Source organism: Micromonospora sp. AMSO1212t (assembly GCF_008868145.1).
Lineage (GTDB): Bacteria > Actinomycetota > Actinomycetes > Mycobacteriales > Micromonosporaceae > Micromonospora > Micromonospora tulbaghiae.
In genome coordinates this window covers 18,423-32,174 of sequence record NZ_WBKS01000027.1, presented here as the reverse complement: position 1 = coordinate 32,174, position 13,752 = coordinate 18,423, and the positions used below count along the sequence as shown (strand labels likewise).

15 protein-coding genes are annotated in these 13,752 nt (G+C 71.8%); 8 read left to right on the top strand and 7 right to left on the bottom strand.

Annotation, left to right across the window (positions count from 1 at the left end; translation table 11 throughout):
- The first annotated feature begins 465 nt into the window (after positions 1-465).
- A complete protein-coding gene (locus F8279_RS10260; protein ID WP_151499792.1) occupies positions 466-888 on the top strand; it encodes a hypothetical protein in 423 nt (140 codons plus the stop codon).
- Between the two features lie 3 nt (positions 889-891).
- On the opposite strand, the gene F8279_RS10255 is transcribed toward F8279_RS10260, so the two are convergent.
- The 4 genes from F8279_RS10255 to F8279_RS10240 all read right to left on the bottom strand — a co-directional run bounded on the left by F8279_RS10255 (position 892) and on the right by F8279_RS10240 (position 4,616).
- The gene (locus tag F8279_RS10255; protein ID WP_151499791.1) at positions 892-1,629 is read right to left on the bottom strand and encodes a hypothetical protein; all 738 of its coding nucleotides are present in this window, start codon (positions 1,627-1,629) and stop codon (positions 892-894) included.
- Positions 1,626-2,090: a hypothetical protein gene (locus tag F8279_RS10250; protein WP_151499790.1), complete on the bottom strand. Its 465-nt coding sequence runs from the start codon at positions 2,088-2,090 to the stop codon at positions 1,626-1,628. The genes F8279_RS10255 and F8279_RS10250 overlap by 4 nt, the downstream gene beginning before the upstream one ends.
- 822 nt (positions 2,091-2,912) lie before the next feature.
- Positions 2,913-3,878, bottom strand: a complete 966-nt coding sequence (locus tag F8279_RS10245) for a phosphotransferase enzyme family protein (RefSeq protein WP_151499789.1) — start codon at positions 3,876-3,878, stop codon at positions 2,913-2,915.
- Positions 3,879-3,920: 42 nt separating this feature from the next.
- On the bottom strand, positions 3,921-4,616 hold the full coding sequence (locus F8279_RS10240) for a hypothetical protein (protein ID WP_151499788.1): 696 nt from the start codon (positions 4,614-4,616) through the stop codon (positions 3,921-3,923).
- 246 nt (positions 4,617-4,862) lie between these two features.
- On the opposite strand from F8279_RS10240, the gene ssd reads away from it, so the two are divergent.
- The 7 genes from ssd to F8279_RS10205 all read left to right on the top strand — a co-directional run bounded on the left by ssd (position 4,863) and on the right by F8279_RS10205 (position 9,962).
- A complete protein-coding gene (ssd, locus tag F8279_RS10235) occupies positions 4,863-5,966 on the top strand; it encodes a septum site-determining protein Ssd (protein ID WP_151499787.1) in 1,104 nt (367 codons plus the stop codon).
- On the top strand, positions 5,963-7,165 hold the full coding sequence (locus tag F8279_RS10230) for a TadA family conjugal transfer-associated ATPase (RefSeq protein ID WP_151499786.1): 1,203 nt from the start codon (positions 5,963-5,965) through the stop codon (positions 7,163-7,165). Before ssd ends, F8279_RS10230 begins: the two co-directional genes overlap by 4 nt.
- Positions 7,162-8,070, top strand: coding sequence for a hypothetical protein (locus F8279_RS30245; protein ID WP_192580669.1), 909 nt, complete (start codon positions 7,162-7,164; stop codon positions 8,068-8,070). Before F8279_RS10230 ends, F8279_RS30245 begins: the two co-directional genes overlap by 4 nt.
- Positions 8,070-8,798: a type II secretion system F family protein gene (locus tag F8279_RS10220; protein WP_151499785.1), complete on the top strand. Its 729-nt coding sequence runs from the start codon at positions 8,070-8,072 to the stop codon at positions 8,796-8,798. Before F8279_RS30245 ends, F8279_RS10220 begins: the two co-directional genes overlap by 1 nt.
- Before the next feature lie 23 nt (positions 8,799-8,821).
- Positions 8,822-8,989: a DUF4244 domain-containing protein gene (locus F8279_RS10215; protein WP_013283643.1), complete on the top strand. Its 168-nt coding sequence runs from the start codon at positions 8,822-8,824 to the stop codon at positions 8,987-8,989.
- A gap of 116 nt (positions 8,990-9,105) precedes the next feature.
- Positions 9,106-9,480 (top strand): TadE family type IV pilus minor pilin, encoded by a 375-nt coding sequence (locus tag F8279_RS10210; RefSeq protein WP_192580670.1) that lies wholly within the window; start codon positions 9,106-9,108, stop codon positions 9,478-9,480.
- A gap of 89 nt (positions 9,481-9,569) precedes the next feature.
- The gene (locus F8279_RS10205; RefSeq protein WP_151499783.1) at positions 9,570-9,962 is read left to right on the top strand and encodes an Rv3654c family TadE-like protein; all 393 of its coding nucleotides are present in this window, start codon (positions 9,570-9,572) and stop codon (positions 9,960-9,962) included.
- A gap of 54 nt (positions 9,963-10,016) precedes the next feature.
- Here the strand turns inward: F8279_RS10205 and F8279_RS10200 are convergent, their stop codons facing one another.
- From F8279_RS10200 to F8279_RS10190, 3 genes are all read right to left on the bottom strand, one after another.
- Positions 10,017-10,595, bottom strand: coding sequence for a hypothetical protein (locus tag F8279_RS10200; protein ID WP_013283646.1), 579 nt, complete (start codon positions 10,593-10,595; stop codon positions 10,017-10,019).
- Positions 10,596-10,811: 216 nt separating this feature from the next.
- On the bottom strand, positions 10,812-11,018 hold the full coding sequence (locus F8279_RS10195) for a hypothetical protein (RefSeq protein WP_013283647.1): 207 nt from the start codon (positions 11,016-11,018) through the stop codon (positions 10,812-10,814).
- A gap of 143 nt (positions 11,019-11,161) precedes the next feature.
- Complete coding sequence (locus F8279_RS10190) at positions 11,162-13,618, bottom strand: DEAD/DEAH box helicase (protein ID WP_151499782.1); 2,457 nt, start codon at positions 13,616-13,618, stop codon at positions 11,162-11,164.
- Positions 13,619-13,752 lie beyond the last annotated feature (134 nt).

Sequence of the window (13,752 nt, the reverse complement as noted above, 5' to 3'; positions counted from 1 at the left end):
TTCACAAGCTCGTTCGGTACAGGCTGGTCGAGGCGTCCACGTACTCGAAGGCATATACCCGCTGCTGGGGGCCGAGCAGCCGAGCCCACGAGCAGCAGTGGACCAGGACGGACGTGAATAACCACGTCGCCCGGAGGAGCGGGCCGCTGACCAGTGCGCCGGAATCGGCGAGTAGTGGGCAGATGCGTGATCAACGCAGATCCAATGCGCGGGAGTTTAGTGGCGGAGCCGTGTTGCCTCGCTGAGGTCCAGGTCGATGTAGGCGGAGGGCGGTCGGATCTGTCATCGCTGATTTGGATGCATCGCATTGATGTTGGACAATCAGGTGCGGCAGCGCCGTGGGTCCGGCTTGAGATCTATGAACCTGAGGCGAGGGCTCCCAGTGCTACCTCCTCCCAGGTCGAACACGAGTAACCGGTGCTCATCTTGCCCTTTACAATCCATGCCTCAACTACATAATTAAGCATGGCATGGGAGTGGGTTGCGCCGTCGGTAACCGGCGCCGTTGGTACGGTAACCATATCCGCCACTATTTGGTTGGCGAATAAGCAGTTTACGTTTCAGGAGGGCAGAGCGCTCAAGACAGACCGGAGAACCGTCTATGGACAGTTCTTAAAGGCTACACATCAGATGGAAGACTGCGCGATAAGACTCGTAGCGGATGAAGTGACGGATGGCAAAGAAAGCGCGGCGGCTTTCAAGGAGGCTCGCTCGGAGGCCATGGCGGCAATGGCGGAGATAACCATTCTCGGGCCAGTTGGCGTTGCCGATTCAGCAGATCGCTATCTTTCGGCGATCATGCGAGATAGCCTGACCGAGGACCGCAGTGAAATAGCGCGGCAGAAGAACGCCACCGTCCTAGCGATGAAGCAAGCCCTGGGGGGCTAAGCCTTATGCGCGCAGAAGGTCTGCCATCCGCCTTTCTTTTGCGTTTCGCACTCGTCGGTTAGGTGCCGCCTCTGGCATGATTTCCACTTCCGCGCGTTCGACCTTCTGCTTCATTTCTTCAGCTCGTTCGAGGGTTCTCTCTTGTAGAGGAGCATGTCCGCCGACATTTCCTGCCGCGACCACGCTCCTGGGGCCCTCGATCGATCGCATCGGCTTGTCAGTCTGGCGCTGCTTGGCGCGGACAGTTGCCCGTTCCGCAGCGACCTTAGAGTTGCGGGAAGTCAGGGCTCGAAGTATCCGGCTGACAGCCTTGAATAGCGGAATTACGATCCAGCCGGCAACCGAGCCCCACGTAAGATGTTGGATGGTAGCCTGCCTGAGCTCTCTTAAATACATGGAGAGCTTTTCTTTGTCGCCTGAGGGCGTGTCCTTGCGGAGTATCTCCTCGAAGACTGAAGTCCCCCCGTCTACCTCATAAATAGAAATAGCCAGGATGGTATCTTTCAATGTGTGACGCCCTGCGACCTCGATTTGATCCTCGAGTAGCGCTTGGATGGTACGTGCCGCGGCACTCCGCGAAATTCTTCCCCTTCGAAGGTCGTCATTCAGTCGGTCACGGAGCAGCCAGAGTTTATTCCTGTACGAACTGTGAGCAAGGTGCGTCAACTGAAATGTGATGAGGAAAGGGGAAAGTGCGACGAACAGCAGCATGAAGAAGAACGGAGCCGATCCTGCACTCATGACGAAACACCACCCTGCTCTTGAGTGTAGCCCTTCAACTCCTGCTCCAGCTCCCTCAGCCGCTCGCGTTGGCCCTTGATCTTCCTCTTTCGGAGCCGGCTTTGCGCCGCGGTAATGCCTAGGAAAACGAGTAGCACGACAGAGAATGAGATGGATATCTGAAGTGCATAGGTGAGCTCGGGCGAGTCCTTATCGAAGTGCGTAAGCATCTGATCGACGGCCGTGAGGGGGAAGTAGGTCGCACCCACGATGACCGCCCAGGTCCCTCCCTGGATCCCGTGGCTCCAAAGTTGGAACTTCTCGTACTCTTTCCGGCGAAGATCGCTATTGCGGAGCTTGTCAAGCTCAAATGCGGCCTCTTTCGCCCTTAGCTCGGCCTGATCAGCCCGAAGCTCGGCTTGCTGGGCACGCACTACCGCCTGCTCAACCCGAAGGTTGTCGCGCTCAGTCTCCTTGGGCATGGCGGGCAGCATAGCGAGCGTTGCGCGATTCACAAAGGTGACTCGCTTTGCAGAGCTGCCATGCGGAGAATCATTGACCGATGAGCGCAAGGTCGGTGTCGCGGTATCGATCATGATTCTCCGTCCTCTCCGGGCTCTACCTCTGTCTTGTTAGTACGGTGGACCATCACTCGTGGTTGTCGGTCCTGGCTGTCGGCTTTGCGACAGAGGCGGTCACGACAGGATTTATTTATTACCCAAAGAATCCATCCCTTACTGCATCAGTCTACCTCCTGTCAAGGGTGCGCCAGCGATGACAGACGAACCGAACCGTCACAGACGAGGGAGCGCAGAGGGGGGAGGTATGTGTGACGGGGCGTGCTCGTCTCGGTTGTCGTCTCGTTCGGCCACGTGCTCGGTCATCCGGCCAGGCCACTCATCCCCGCGCAGACGCCGCTGCTTAGAGGGCTGCAGACCTCAGCGGACACACTGGCAGGAAAATTGGAAATCGTGCCCGGGGCCGGCACCCGCATAGCAGGCGGATAGGTCGTCGACAGCCACGCTGACAGCAGAGCTACTGAGTGGCGGCACACTCACGAGCGCTGGCACGGATGAAGTTCCGAGCGTGCAGCCGTTGTCGGACCCCTGCGGACGCGACGTACAGAGCTCGTAAGCGAGGCGTTAGGGAGCGCGAGCGCTGATGCCGAACCACACCTGAACGTCGCGGCCGATCTCCGGCAGCTGCTCGCTGACGCGGTCGCCACCGGCTGGCGACAGCCGACAAGTTGAGACCGCATCCCCCGACGGGGTCGTCCCTTTGCGCCGTGGCGTTCCGCAGCGAGATCAGGGCGCGTAACCGGGGTCGGCGACCGCCTCGGCGATGCGGGTGAGCCAGTGCAGATCATTGGCCCGGGACTCCGCACTGGCCTCCGGCTCGAGGATGCTGCCCAGAAACGCCGCGACGTCGTCGAGGTGCCGCTCGCTGCGGTAATAGCTCAGCAGGACCGGGTCCGGCTCCAGCGCCCCGTAGCCTTCGCGGAAGAGTTCAGCCCGGCGTCCGTTGACCGGGTGGTCGCCGAAGTCGGCGCTGTAGACGAACATCAAATCCCGCTCGCGCGGCGCGAGGATCGGCGCGTCCCAGTCCACGACGTGCAGGGGACCGTCGCCGTCGGCGATGAGGTTGCCCGGATGGATGTCGGCGTGACAGATGACGTGCCGCCCCCGCGTCACGCGCGACGCCAGCTCGTCGACGGTCTCCGCCAGCCGACGCAGCGCGGCGCCGTACCGGTCCCAGAAGGCGCCCAGAACCTCGCTCGTCGCGGCCTGCCCGCCGAGGGTTCGTAACCGCTCGCCCACGCTCGACCGGTACGTCTCGGCCGGCAGGACGGCGGCGACCTCGGCGCTCGGCGTGACCCGGTGCAGCCGGCCCAGGAAATTGCCGTACTCGATCCACTGGCGGTCGGTGAGGCCGCGACCCCACAGGCTGCCGCCGTCGTGGAACGGGTAGAGCAGTAGCCGATAGTCCCCGAACTCGCGCCCGGCACCGCCCTCGGGGAGGTCCAAGGGTGCGACCACCTGCCGAAGGCCCTGCGCGCGCAGAAAACGGGGCAGCAGGACGGCGGCCGGCGTGAAGTCGCCGCGGCGCACCTTGAGGAAGTAGCGCCTGCCGTCGGACGTCTCCACCCGGTACGCCCACGCGTGCCCGTCGAGCCCGACCGGCATGAACACCAGGCCGGTGACGTCGACCGACCATGCGTCGGCGACCTCGGCCGCCAGTGACCGCTCGTCGATGTCCGGCTTGTCGATCACCCGACGGAGCGTCGCAGCCGCCGGTCGGGCCCGGCAAGGGAGTTACCGGATCACCGCGCGCAGCGTCTGCCGGGCCGGCTCGAAGCACACCAGTCCGCGGCCCCGCTCGTCGGCCACCACCCACGGATGACCGACGTACGTCTGCTGCCGGTAGGACTGCCCGGGCCGGAGCACCGCGTACTGCTGTCGCCGGCCCTCGTAGTTGATCCAGTGGACCACGACTGTCGACCCGTGGCTGTTGACGAAGTCGATGAACGTCGACGGCCCGCCGCCGTGCGAGCGCAGCCTTGATTCGCGCGAGGCCGGCAGCGGGGCCAGTTCCCCGGGTCCGACCACAGGCGGCTTCGACTGGGGAGTCGATGGCTTCGGTGAGGTCGGACGGCTGCTCGGGGTGGCGCGGCGGGTCGGTGCTGCGGTTCGGGTCGGCGCCACGGCGCGGTTGGAGAACGACACCGACGGCGGCGCGTAGGACTCGGCGGGCGCCTCCGTCACCAACTCCGCCCTCGTCGGGGACGCCAGGATGGCCTCGCCCTTGATCGGCGGCGGGAGGTCAGGGCGACGTGGCGTGGCGAAGACGCTGACGATGCTCGCCAGCACCACGACCACGAGGCCGACGGCGATCGCGGCGAGCAGTGTCGGCGACGGATCGCGTAGCCAGACCCCGTCTTCGGTCCTCCGGCCGGATCGCGGGTGGCGTCCACCCGAGGGGATCGCCAGGGGGTGCGGTGAATCGGTCATGGCCTCGATTCCGCAAGCCGGTGCCGTCCATCGGGCGGCGAAGGGCCCCGATTATCCGTTACCGATCATCCCTGTCGTCAATGGCCGATTGCCCACCCGTCGACTCCGTCTCCGGCGCATAGCAGATCAACCGGGTCCCCGAGGTCTGTCCACAACGGCCTCCGTTGTCCACAGGGCGCCGATTCCGCATCCCCCGGCCGGGCAGGCTCACCCCGGCACGTCCGAGTCCGACCGATGGAGGCCGCCATGCCGCCCCGTACCCCGCCCCCGCCGTACCGTCGCCTGCCCCTGCTCGTCACCTCCGACGGCGACCTGCTCGACGAGCTGTTGCGACTCGCGGCGGCCGGTGGCACCGAGGTCGAGCTGGCGGCCGATCCGGCCGCCGCCCGGGCCCGCTGGGCGCCGGCGCCGCTGGTGCTCATCGGCGCCGACCAGGCGGCGGCCTGCCTGCGGGCGCGCCTTCCCCGCCGCGCCCGCACGGTCCTGGTGGGTCGCTCCGGAGAGCTCGATCCGGGTACGGAGTTGGCCGAACTCGTCGGCGCGGAGCACGTCGCGACGCTGCCGGCGGCTGAGCCCTGGCTGGTCGACCGGTTCGCCGAGTGCGTGGCCGGTCCGGCCGGCCCGGGTCAGGGCCGGGTGGTGGCGGTGCTCGGCGGCCGGGGCGGTGCCGGAGCCAGCGTGCTGGCCGGTGGGCTCGCCGTCAGCGCGGCCCGGTCCCGGCTGCGGACGCTGCTCGTCGACGCCGACCCACTCGGCGGTGGCCTCGACCTGGTGCTCGGGTGGGAGCAGCTCGACGGGCTGCGCTGGCCCGAACTGGCCGGCACGGACGGGCGGGTCGACCCGCCGTCGCTGATCCGCGCCCTGCCCAGCCGAGGCGACCTGGTGGTGCTCTCCTGGGACCGGGGCGACCTGCGGCACCTGCCGGCCGAGGCGATGGCCGCCACAGTCGACGCCGGCCGGCGAGGGCGGGACCTGGTCGTACTCGACCTGCCCCGGCACCTCGACGACGCCGCGGTGATCGCGCTTCAGGCCGCCGACCGCGCGCTGCTCGTCGTACCGGCCGAGCTGAGGGCGGCAGCCGCGGCGGCCCGGGTCGCCGCCGTGGCCGCGCCGCACTGCGTCGACCTGTCGGTCGTCGTGCGCGGTCCGGCGCCCGGCCGGCTGCGCGCGGCCGAGGTGTCCCGGGCGCTGGGGCTGCCGCTCGCCGGCACGCTGCGACCCGAGCCGGGACTGTGCCGCGGACTGGAGCGGGGCGAGGCGCCGGGCGCGAGCGGGAAGGGGCCGCTCGCCGCGCTGTGTCAGCGGATCGTGGACGAGCTGGTCGGGTCGTCGGCCGCGGGTGCGGCGTGACCGGCCCGGGGGAGCTGGCGGCCCGGGTCCGGCACCGGTTCGCCGCCGAGGCCACGCCGGTCACACCGGCGGCGATCGTCTCCGCGGTACGCGCCGAACCGGCGACGGCGGTGCTCGGTGACACCACGCTGCTGCGGATCGCCGACCGGGTGCACGACGACCTGGTCGGCGCCGGTCCACTGGCTCCGCTGCTCGCCGACCCGCAGGTCACCGACGTACTGGTGAACGGGGTGCGCGTCTGGGTCGACAGGGGGCAGGGACTGCGCCAGGTCGCCGTGCCGCTGGGCACGCTCGACGACGTACGCCGGCTGGCGCAGCGCCTCACCGCGGCCGCCGGCCGCCGGCTCGACGACGCCTCCCCGTACGCCGACGCGCGGTTGCCCGACGGCACCCGGCTGCACGCGGTGCTGCCTCCGGTGGCGACCGACGGGCCCTACCTGTCGCTGCGTACCTTCCGGCAGCGGCCGTTCACCCTCGACGAACTCGTCGAGCGGGGCACAGTGCCCCGGCCGATCGCGCCGCTGCTCGCCGCGCTCGTGGCGGCCCGCCTCGCGTACCTGGTCAGCGGTGGCACGGGCTCCGGCAAGACGACGCTGCTCAACACGTTGCTCGGGCTGGTGCCCGGCACCGAGCGGATCGTGCTGGTGGAGGACGCCGCCGAGCTGCGCCCGGTGCACCCGCACGTGATCGGCCTGCAGGCGCGGACGGCGAATGTCGAGGGCGCCGGAGCCGTCGGTCTCGGTGACCTGGTGCGGCAGGCGCTGCGGATGCGGCCGGACCGGCTGGTCGTGGGCGAGTGCCGGGGCGCTGAGGTGGTCGACCTGCTCGCCGCGTTGAACACCGGCCACGACGGCGGGGCGGGAACGCTGCACGCGAACGCCCCGGCCGACGTTCCGGCCCGGTTGGAGGCGCTCGGCATGCTCGGCGGCCTGCCCCGGCTCGCGCTGCACGCTCAGGTCGCCGCCGCGTTGCAGGTCGTCCTTCAACTCCGCCGCACCGGCGAGGGGCGCGTACTGGACTCCATCGGCCTGCTGCTGCCCGACGGGCCCGACCGGGTGGTGACAGTGGTTCCGGCCTGGGCGCGGGGTCGGGGTGTTGCACCGGCGGCCCAGCTGCTCGCCGGCCTGCTGCGGGAACGGGGAGCGCCGGTACCGCCGATTCTCCAGGCGGCGTGGCCGACTCCGGCGGAACCGTCGTGACCGGCCACCTCTGGCCGGCGGTCCTGCTCCTGGCCGCTGCGGCGGTCGCCGTCGCCTGGCCGGTCCGGGCCGGTCGCGCCCGGCGGCTGGCGGTCCTGGGTAGTGCGGGCACCCCGGGCGAGCGGGTGAAGGGCGCGCGTCCAGCATCCCCGGACCCGCCACGACGTCCGCTCGACTCCGGGCCCAAGGCGTCCGCCCGTCCGCCCGGCCGGGGCCGGGAACGGAGGCGACCCGGTGCCGGACAGCAGGCACGGCGATGGACCGGCCTCGTGCCGGTTCCGGTGACACCCTCTCCGGCCTCGGCTCCCGGGCCGGCGCTCTCCGCCGGACGCGTGCTGCCCGTGGCGGCGCTGTGCGGCGCCGTGACCGGGGTGCTGCTCGGCGGTCCGGTGGCCGCCCTGGTGCTCGCCACCTATGGCGTGCTCGCGGCTCGGGCGGTGCTGCGCCGGCGTACCCACCGGCGGGCCGCCCTCGCGCACCGCCGCGATCTCGACCGGCTGGCCGCCGTCGCGGCCGACCTGCGGGCAGGGCTGCCCGCCGACAACGGTGTCGACGACTGCCCGGGACGCGTCGCGCGGCTGGCCCGGGCGGCAGGGAAGCTGGCCGACCAGACGGGTGCGCCGCTGGCCGATCTGCTGGAACGGATCGAGGCCGACGCCCGCGCCGCCGACCGCGGCCTTGCCGCTGCCGCAGCCCAGGCCGCCGGGGCGCGAGCGACCGCCTGGCTGCTCGCCGCGCTGCCGCTCGGCGGGATCGGTCTCGGCTACGGCATCGGGGTGGACCCGGTGGCGGTGCTCCTGCGCACCCCGGTGGGTGCCGGCAGCGCGGTGGCGGCTGTCGTGTTGCAGGTCGGCGGATTGCTCTGGGCCGAGCGGCTCGGCGTCACGCCCGGGCGGGCCGCCTGATGTCACGGCAGGTGCTGGCCGCCGTCTGTCTCGGCGGCGCCGCGTCGGTCCTGGTCGTCGCCGGTCCGGCCGTCCGCCCTGCTCGACGGCTGCGCCGTCTCGTCCCGGCGCCGCGACCGGACCGCCCGGCGTGGTGGCCAGACCGGGTACGCCTCGGCGCGGCGCTGGCCGGGATCGCGGTGGCGGTTGTCGCCGGCGGCGTGACGGGCGTGTTCCTCGGGCTGCTGGCCGGTGTCGCCGCCGACCGCCTGCTGCGCCGGATCGAGCCGCGCGCAGTCCGGGAACGGCGGCTGCTGGAGACCGCCGACCTGCCGCTGGCCGCGGACCTGCTGGCCGCCGCGCTGCGGGCGGGCGCGCCGGTCGACCGCTCGGTGCTCGCCGTCGCCGAGGCGCTCGGCGGGCCACTCGCGGACCGGCTCGGCCGGGTCGGCCGGACGCTACGGCTCGGTGGCAGCGCTGGTGAAGCGTGGGCGCACCTGGACGGCGTCACCGGGGCTGAACCCGTGGTCGCGGCGGCGGTCCGCTCGTCGAACAGCGGCGCCGCACTGGCTCGCGCGCTGACCCGGCTGGCCGACGACCTGCGTGCCGAACGGTCGACCGCGGCCGAGGCGGCGGCCCGCCGCGCGGGCGTGCTCATCGTGCTGCCGCTCGGGCTGTGCTTCCTGCCCGCCTTCATTCTCGCCGGTCTGGTGCCGGTGATCGTCGCCGTTCTCGGCGACGTGCTGTGAACCATCGAGAAGGGACGTACGACATGCGCAAGCTCCTCACCCGCCTGCGGGGTGACGCCGGTATGAACACCGCCGAGTACGCCGTGGGCACCCTCGCCGCGGTCGCCTTCGCCGGGATCCTGCTGAAGGTGCTGACCTCCGGCAACGTGCAGTCCGCGCTGACCGCCGTCATCGACCGGGCCCTCAAGTGATCGCGCGCCGGCCGGCCGGCCGCCGTGGTCGGTGGCTCCACGAACCAGCGGTCCCGCTCGACGTGTCGACCGAGCCCGGCCTGATCCGGGACGCCGTCGGCACCCGGGCCGGGGCGGTGGGGCGCTCGTGGCGCTCGCGGGTCGCGTGTGAGCGGGGTTCCTTCACCGCCGAGTTGGCGGCCGGCCTGCCGGCGCTCATGCTGCTTCTCGTCGCCGGGCTGACCGCGGTGAACGCGGTGGGCACCCGGGTCGCGTGTGTCGACGCGGCCCGGGAGGCGGCTCTCGCCGCGGCCCGGGGCGAGCCCGGCACCATCGCCGGAACCCGGTACGCCCCCGACGGCGCCGAGGTGACAGTGACGGTGGCCGGCGATCGGGTCACGGCGACGGTCCGGGCGCCGGTACGGACGCTCGGCGCCCGGCTGCCTCGCCTGGTCGTGTCGGGGGAGGCGGTGGCCGCCCTGGAACCCGGCGCGCCGGGCGCGGTGCCATGAGAGCTGACGGTTCCCCGGCCGGCCCGTCCCCACGCCTGCGCGCCGTGGACGGGCCTCGGGTCACCATCAGGCCCGGAGCAAGCGGGCCCGTGGGGAGCGGGCCGGAGGAGAGCGGGGAGCCCGTTGGTAGGACGCCATCGGCCGACCGGGGCGGCGCGACCGTCTGCCTGCTCGCGATCGGGTTGGTGTTCGTGCTGGTCGGGGTGTTCGGCGCCGCGCTCGGGGCTGCCCGCTGCGCGCGGCATCAGGCCCGCAACGCGGCGGACTTCGGGGCGCTGGCCGGGGCCGGGCAGGTGCTCGACGGAGCCGACGCCGCCTGCGCTCGCGCCGCCGACCTGGTCTCGGCCAACGGGGGCCGGATGACCGGGTGCCGGGCCGACGGACTGGACCTGATCGTCACAGCCCGGGTACGTGTCGCACCGCTGCCGGGGCTGACCCGGGACGCCACCGCGACGTCCCGGGCCGGCCCGGCCCGGTCCTGACGGGCGGACGCCAGTGCCGGAACCGAGAGCCGGGCCGGGCCCGAGTGCCGCAGGTCAGCGGGACTGGAGGGCGTCCAGTCCGACCGCCATGGCGATCACCAGCCGACGGTCGATCTGCGGGTGCTGGATCTCCACGTTGTACCGGTCCCGCAGACCCCACTTCCGGTCGACCGAGAACACCGGCTGGCCGCCGGCCATGAAGTCGAAGTGGTACGGCAGCCAGGAGAGCGAGTCGACGAACCGACGCAGCAGCGCGACCGGCAGGCTGCGCTCCTGCCCGGTGGCGGGCGGCAGGCCGGGCTGCTCGACGTGCCACGTCGAGCGCAGCAGCGACTGGGCGAAGTCCTTGCGGAACAGCCCGATGGGGTTGCCCGCGTGATCGGTCACGTCGTAGGTGGCGCCGAGGTCGAGCCGCTGACGGGCCTTGAAGCCGAGAAGGGGGTACTGCTTGGAGTCGTCGGTGTAGATGGTCACCTGCTCCTTGAAGGCGAGCCGCTTCTGCTGCGCGAACGCGAGCAGCCCACCCTCGGAGCCGTCGGGCGCCACCGAGTGCACCTCGTACTGGTTGACCATCATCCGGAGTCGCTGACGGATGATGAACCGGTGCTGGGCCTGCAGGTTGTCGGGCGACATGGGCTCTCCTTCGAGGGGTCGCCGGAGTCTTGCACAGCGAGCCGACCACCGCTCGCCCGATCGCACCCACCGCAGCCTGGACGGACGGGGCCCACACGCAGGGCTCGCACAGTGGCACGCGGCGCAGCGCATACGCCGCCGCCGTGACTGGCGCGGGCCGGGACACCGCGACGGGACCGCGAACCACGACGCCGGCACACCGGGCGAGGCGCGAGGTCAGCGGCCGCCGTCGACGGTGGCCTTCATCGCCCAGCTGTTCAGCACCTGATGGATGCCGCGCAGACGCTCGTTGATCTGCTCCAGCCGTTCCGCCTGGGCGAGCGTGGCCATCGCGGTGCCCAGCGCTATCTGCTGGTCGGGCGTGAGGTTTTCCTGGTCGATGGTGTAGAGCAGCTCGACGGTCTCGGCGATCGTGTCGGCCACGGCGGCACCTCCGGCGGGACGGGTCTCGGGTCACCTGTGCGCTACCGGAAATGATGCATGGAAGCGCTCCCATACATCAATGCCCCGGCGGCCCTACCCTCATGCACCCGTCCCACCAACCAGACACCTCGACACTGGAAAGGTCAGGAACCACCCGCGGCCGGGGCCGGGTGGGCCACCCGGTCGCCCTGCCGGGGCAGCGCCCCACCGGGCCCCGCCTCCGGCGAAGTGGCGCCGTCCGGGCCCAGGCTGCCGGGTCGCTCCGGGGCCGCGTACCCGGCCGTGGCGAGGTTCGTCAGCACCACGTCGAGGACCTTCACCGCCTCCGCCTTGGCCAGCGGGTTGTTGCCGTTGCCGCACTTCGGGGACTGGACGCAGGACGGGCACCCGGTCTCGCACCCGCATTCGGCGATCGCGTCCCGGGTGGCGCGCAACCAGGCGGCGGCCGTGCCGTACGCCCGCTCGGCGAAACCCGCGCCGCCCGGATGCCCGTCGTAGACGAAGACGGTGGGCGCCTCGGTGTCCGGGTGCAGCGCGGTGGACAGCCCGCCGATGTCCCACCTGTCGCAGGTCGCCATCAGCGGCAGCAGGCCGATGGCGGCGTGCTCGGCGGCGTGCAGCGCGCCCGGCGCGTCCGCCGCCTCGACACCGGCGGCCGTGAGCGACTCGGGGGAGAGCGTGAACCACACCGCGACGGTGCGCAGTTCCCGGGCCGGCAGGTCCAGCGGGCGGGTGTCGATCACCTCGCCGGTGGCGATGCGCCGCCGCTGGTACGACACCACCTGGCTGGTCACGTCCACCTCGCCGAGGAACAGCCCGACCGGTCCGGCGTCCACGTACGAGCGGACCGACACCACCGACAGCGAGGTGACGTCGCGGGCGTGGGTGGACCAGTCCGGCTCCTCGGCGTGCACGAGCGCGCACCCGTCGGCCAGGTCGAGCGAGTCGACCACGTACGAGACGCCCTGGTGCAGGTAGACCGCGCCGGTGTGCAGCAGGAAGTGCGCCGACCCGCCGTCGACGGTGCCGAGCAGCCGGCCGGTGGACTCCTCCACCACGCACACCGGCGCGCCGCCCTCGCCGCGCAGGTCGACCTCGGGGCGTTCCCGGTGCCGCCAGTACCAGCCGGTGGGCCGCTGCCGCAGCGCCCCGGCCTCGACCAGCGAGTCCACCGCCTCCTTCGCGCCCTCCCCGAACAGGTCCAGGTCGGCCGGGGTGAGCGGGGACTCGTGGGCGGCGCAGGCGAGCTGCGGCGCGAGCACGTACGGGTTGGCCGGGTCGAGCACCGTCGCCTCGACCGGCCGCCCGAACAGCGCCTCCGGGTGGTGCACCAGGTAGGTGTCGAGCGGGTCGTCCCGGGCCACCAGCACGGCGAGCGCCTCGTCGCCGGAGCGCCCGGCCCGCCCGGCCTGCTGCCACAGTGACGCGCGGGTGCCGGGCCAGCCGCAGATCAGCACCGCGTCCAGCCCGACCAGGTCGACGCCGAGTTCGAGCGCGTTGGTGGAGGCGAGCCCGAGCAGGTCGCCGTGCAGCAGCGCCCGTTCCAGCTCGCGGCGCTCCTCGCGCAGGTAGCCGGCCCGGTAGGCGGCCACCCGCTCGCCGAGCCCGGGCACCGCCTCGTCCAGCGCGCGGCGGGCGTTCGCCGCCACCACCTCGGCGCCCCGCCGGGACCGGACGAACGCGAGCGTGCGTACCCCCTCGACCACGCTGTCGGCGAGCAGGTCGGCGGTCTCCCGCAGCGCGGAGCGCCGGACCTGGACGAGGTCGGCGTCGACCGACGAGTCGGTGGGCGGCAGCAGCGGCGGCTCCCAGAGCGCGAACGTCACCCCGCCGCGCGGCGAGGTGTCCTCGGTGACGGCGGTGACGGGCAGGCCGGTGAGCCGCCCGGCCGCCGTCGCCGGGTCACCCGACGTGGCCGAGGCCAGGAGAAACACGGGGGTACGCCCGAAGCGGGCGCACTGCCGACGCAACCGCCGCAGGACGTGCGCGACGTGCGAGCCGAAGACGCCCCGGTAGGTGTGGCACTCGTCGACCACCACGTACGCGAGGCGGCGCAGGAACCCGGACCAGTGGGCGTGCCCGGGCAGGATGCCGTGGTGCAGCATGTCCGGGTTGGTCAGCACGAACCGGGAGTGCCGGCGGATCCACTCCCGCTCGGCGCGCGGCGTGTCCCCGTCGTAGGTGGCGGGGCGTACCCCGTCGAGTTCGAGACCGGCGACGGCGCGGAGCTGGTCGGCGGCGAGCGCCTTGGTCGGCGCCAGGTAGAGCACCGTGGCGCGCGGGTCGGCGAGCAGCGTGCTCAGCGCCGGAAGCTGGTACGCCAGGGACTTGCCGGACGCCGTCCCGGTGGCCACCACCACGTGCTGTCCCGCGTACGCCAGCTCGGCGGCCTCGGCCTGGTGCCGCCACGGGGCGGTGACGCCGCGTCGCGCGAACGCCGCCCGCAGTTCCTCCGGCGCCCAGCCGGGCCATCCGACCGGCTCGCCGGCGCGGGCCGGGACGCGTTCGACGTGGGTGACCGGGTCGGTGGGGTGACGCAGCCGCAGCCGGCGCAGCAGCTCGCCCGGCGCACGCCGCGGGCCGGGGCTGTGGTCGGTCACGTCCTGCACTCTCGCACTGGTGTTCGGAATTGGGAACCGCAGGGTGGGGGTATGGGGAGGGCGTGGCCGGTGACCCGAGAGGGCCGCACGGGGGGATGGTTAGATGCCCAGGAGAGTTTACCGAGGAGGGACCG

Coding starts and splice junctions, on each gene's coding strand:
- F8279_RS10260 (WP_151499792.1), top strand. CDS start 466: ATGGCATGGGAGTGGGTTGCGCCGTCGGTAACCGGCGCCGTTGGTACG.
- F8279_RS10255 (WP_151499791.1), bottom strand. CDS start 1,629: ATGAGTGCAGGATCGGCTCCGTTCTTCTTCATGCTGCTGTTCGTCGCA.
- F8279_RS10250 (WP_151499790.1), bottom strand. CDS start 2,090: ATGCCCAAGGAGACTGAGCGCGACAACCTTCGGGTTGAGCAGGCGGTA.
- F8279_RS10240 (WP_151499788.1), bottom strand. CDS start 4,616: ATGACCGATTCACCGCACCCCCTGGCGATCCCCTCGGGTGGACGCCAC.
- ssd (WP_151499787.1), top strand. CDS start 4,863: ATGCCGCCCCGTACCCCGCCCCCGCCGTACCGTCGCCTGCCCCTGCTC.
- F8279_RS10220 (WP_151499785.1), top strand. CDS start 8,070: ATGTCACGGCAGGTGCTGGCCGCCGTCTGTCTCGGCGGCGCCGCGTCG.
- F8279_RS10215 (WP_013283643.1), top strand. CDS start 8,822: ATGCGCAAGCTCCTCACCCGCCTGCGGGGTGACGCCGGTATGAACACC.
- F8279_RS10200 (WP_013283646.1), bottom strand. CDS start 10,595: ATGTCGCCCGACAACCTGCAGGCCCAGCACCGGTTCATCATCCGTCAG.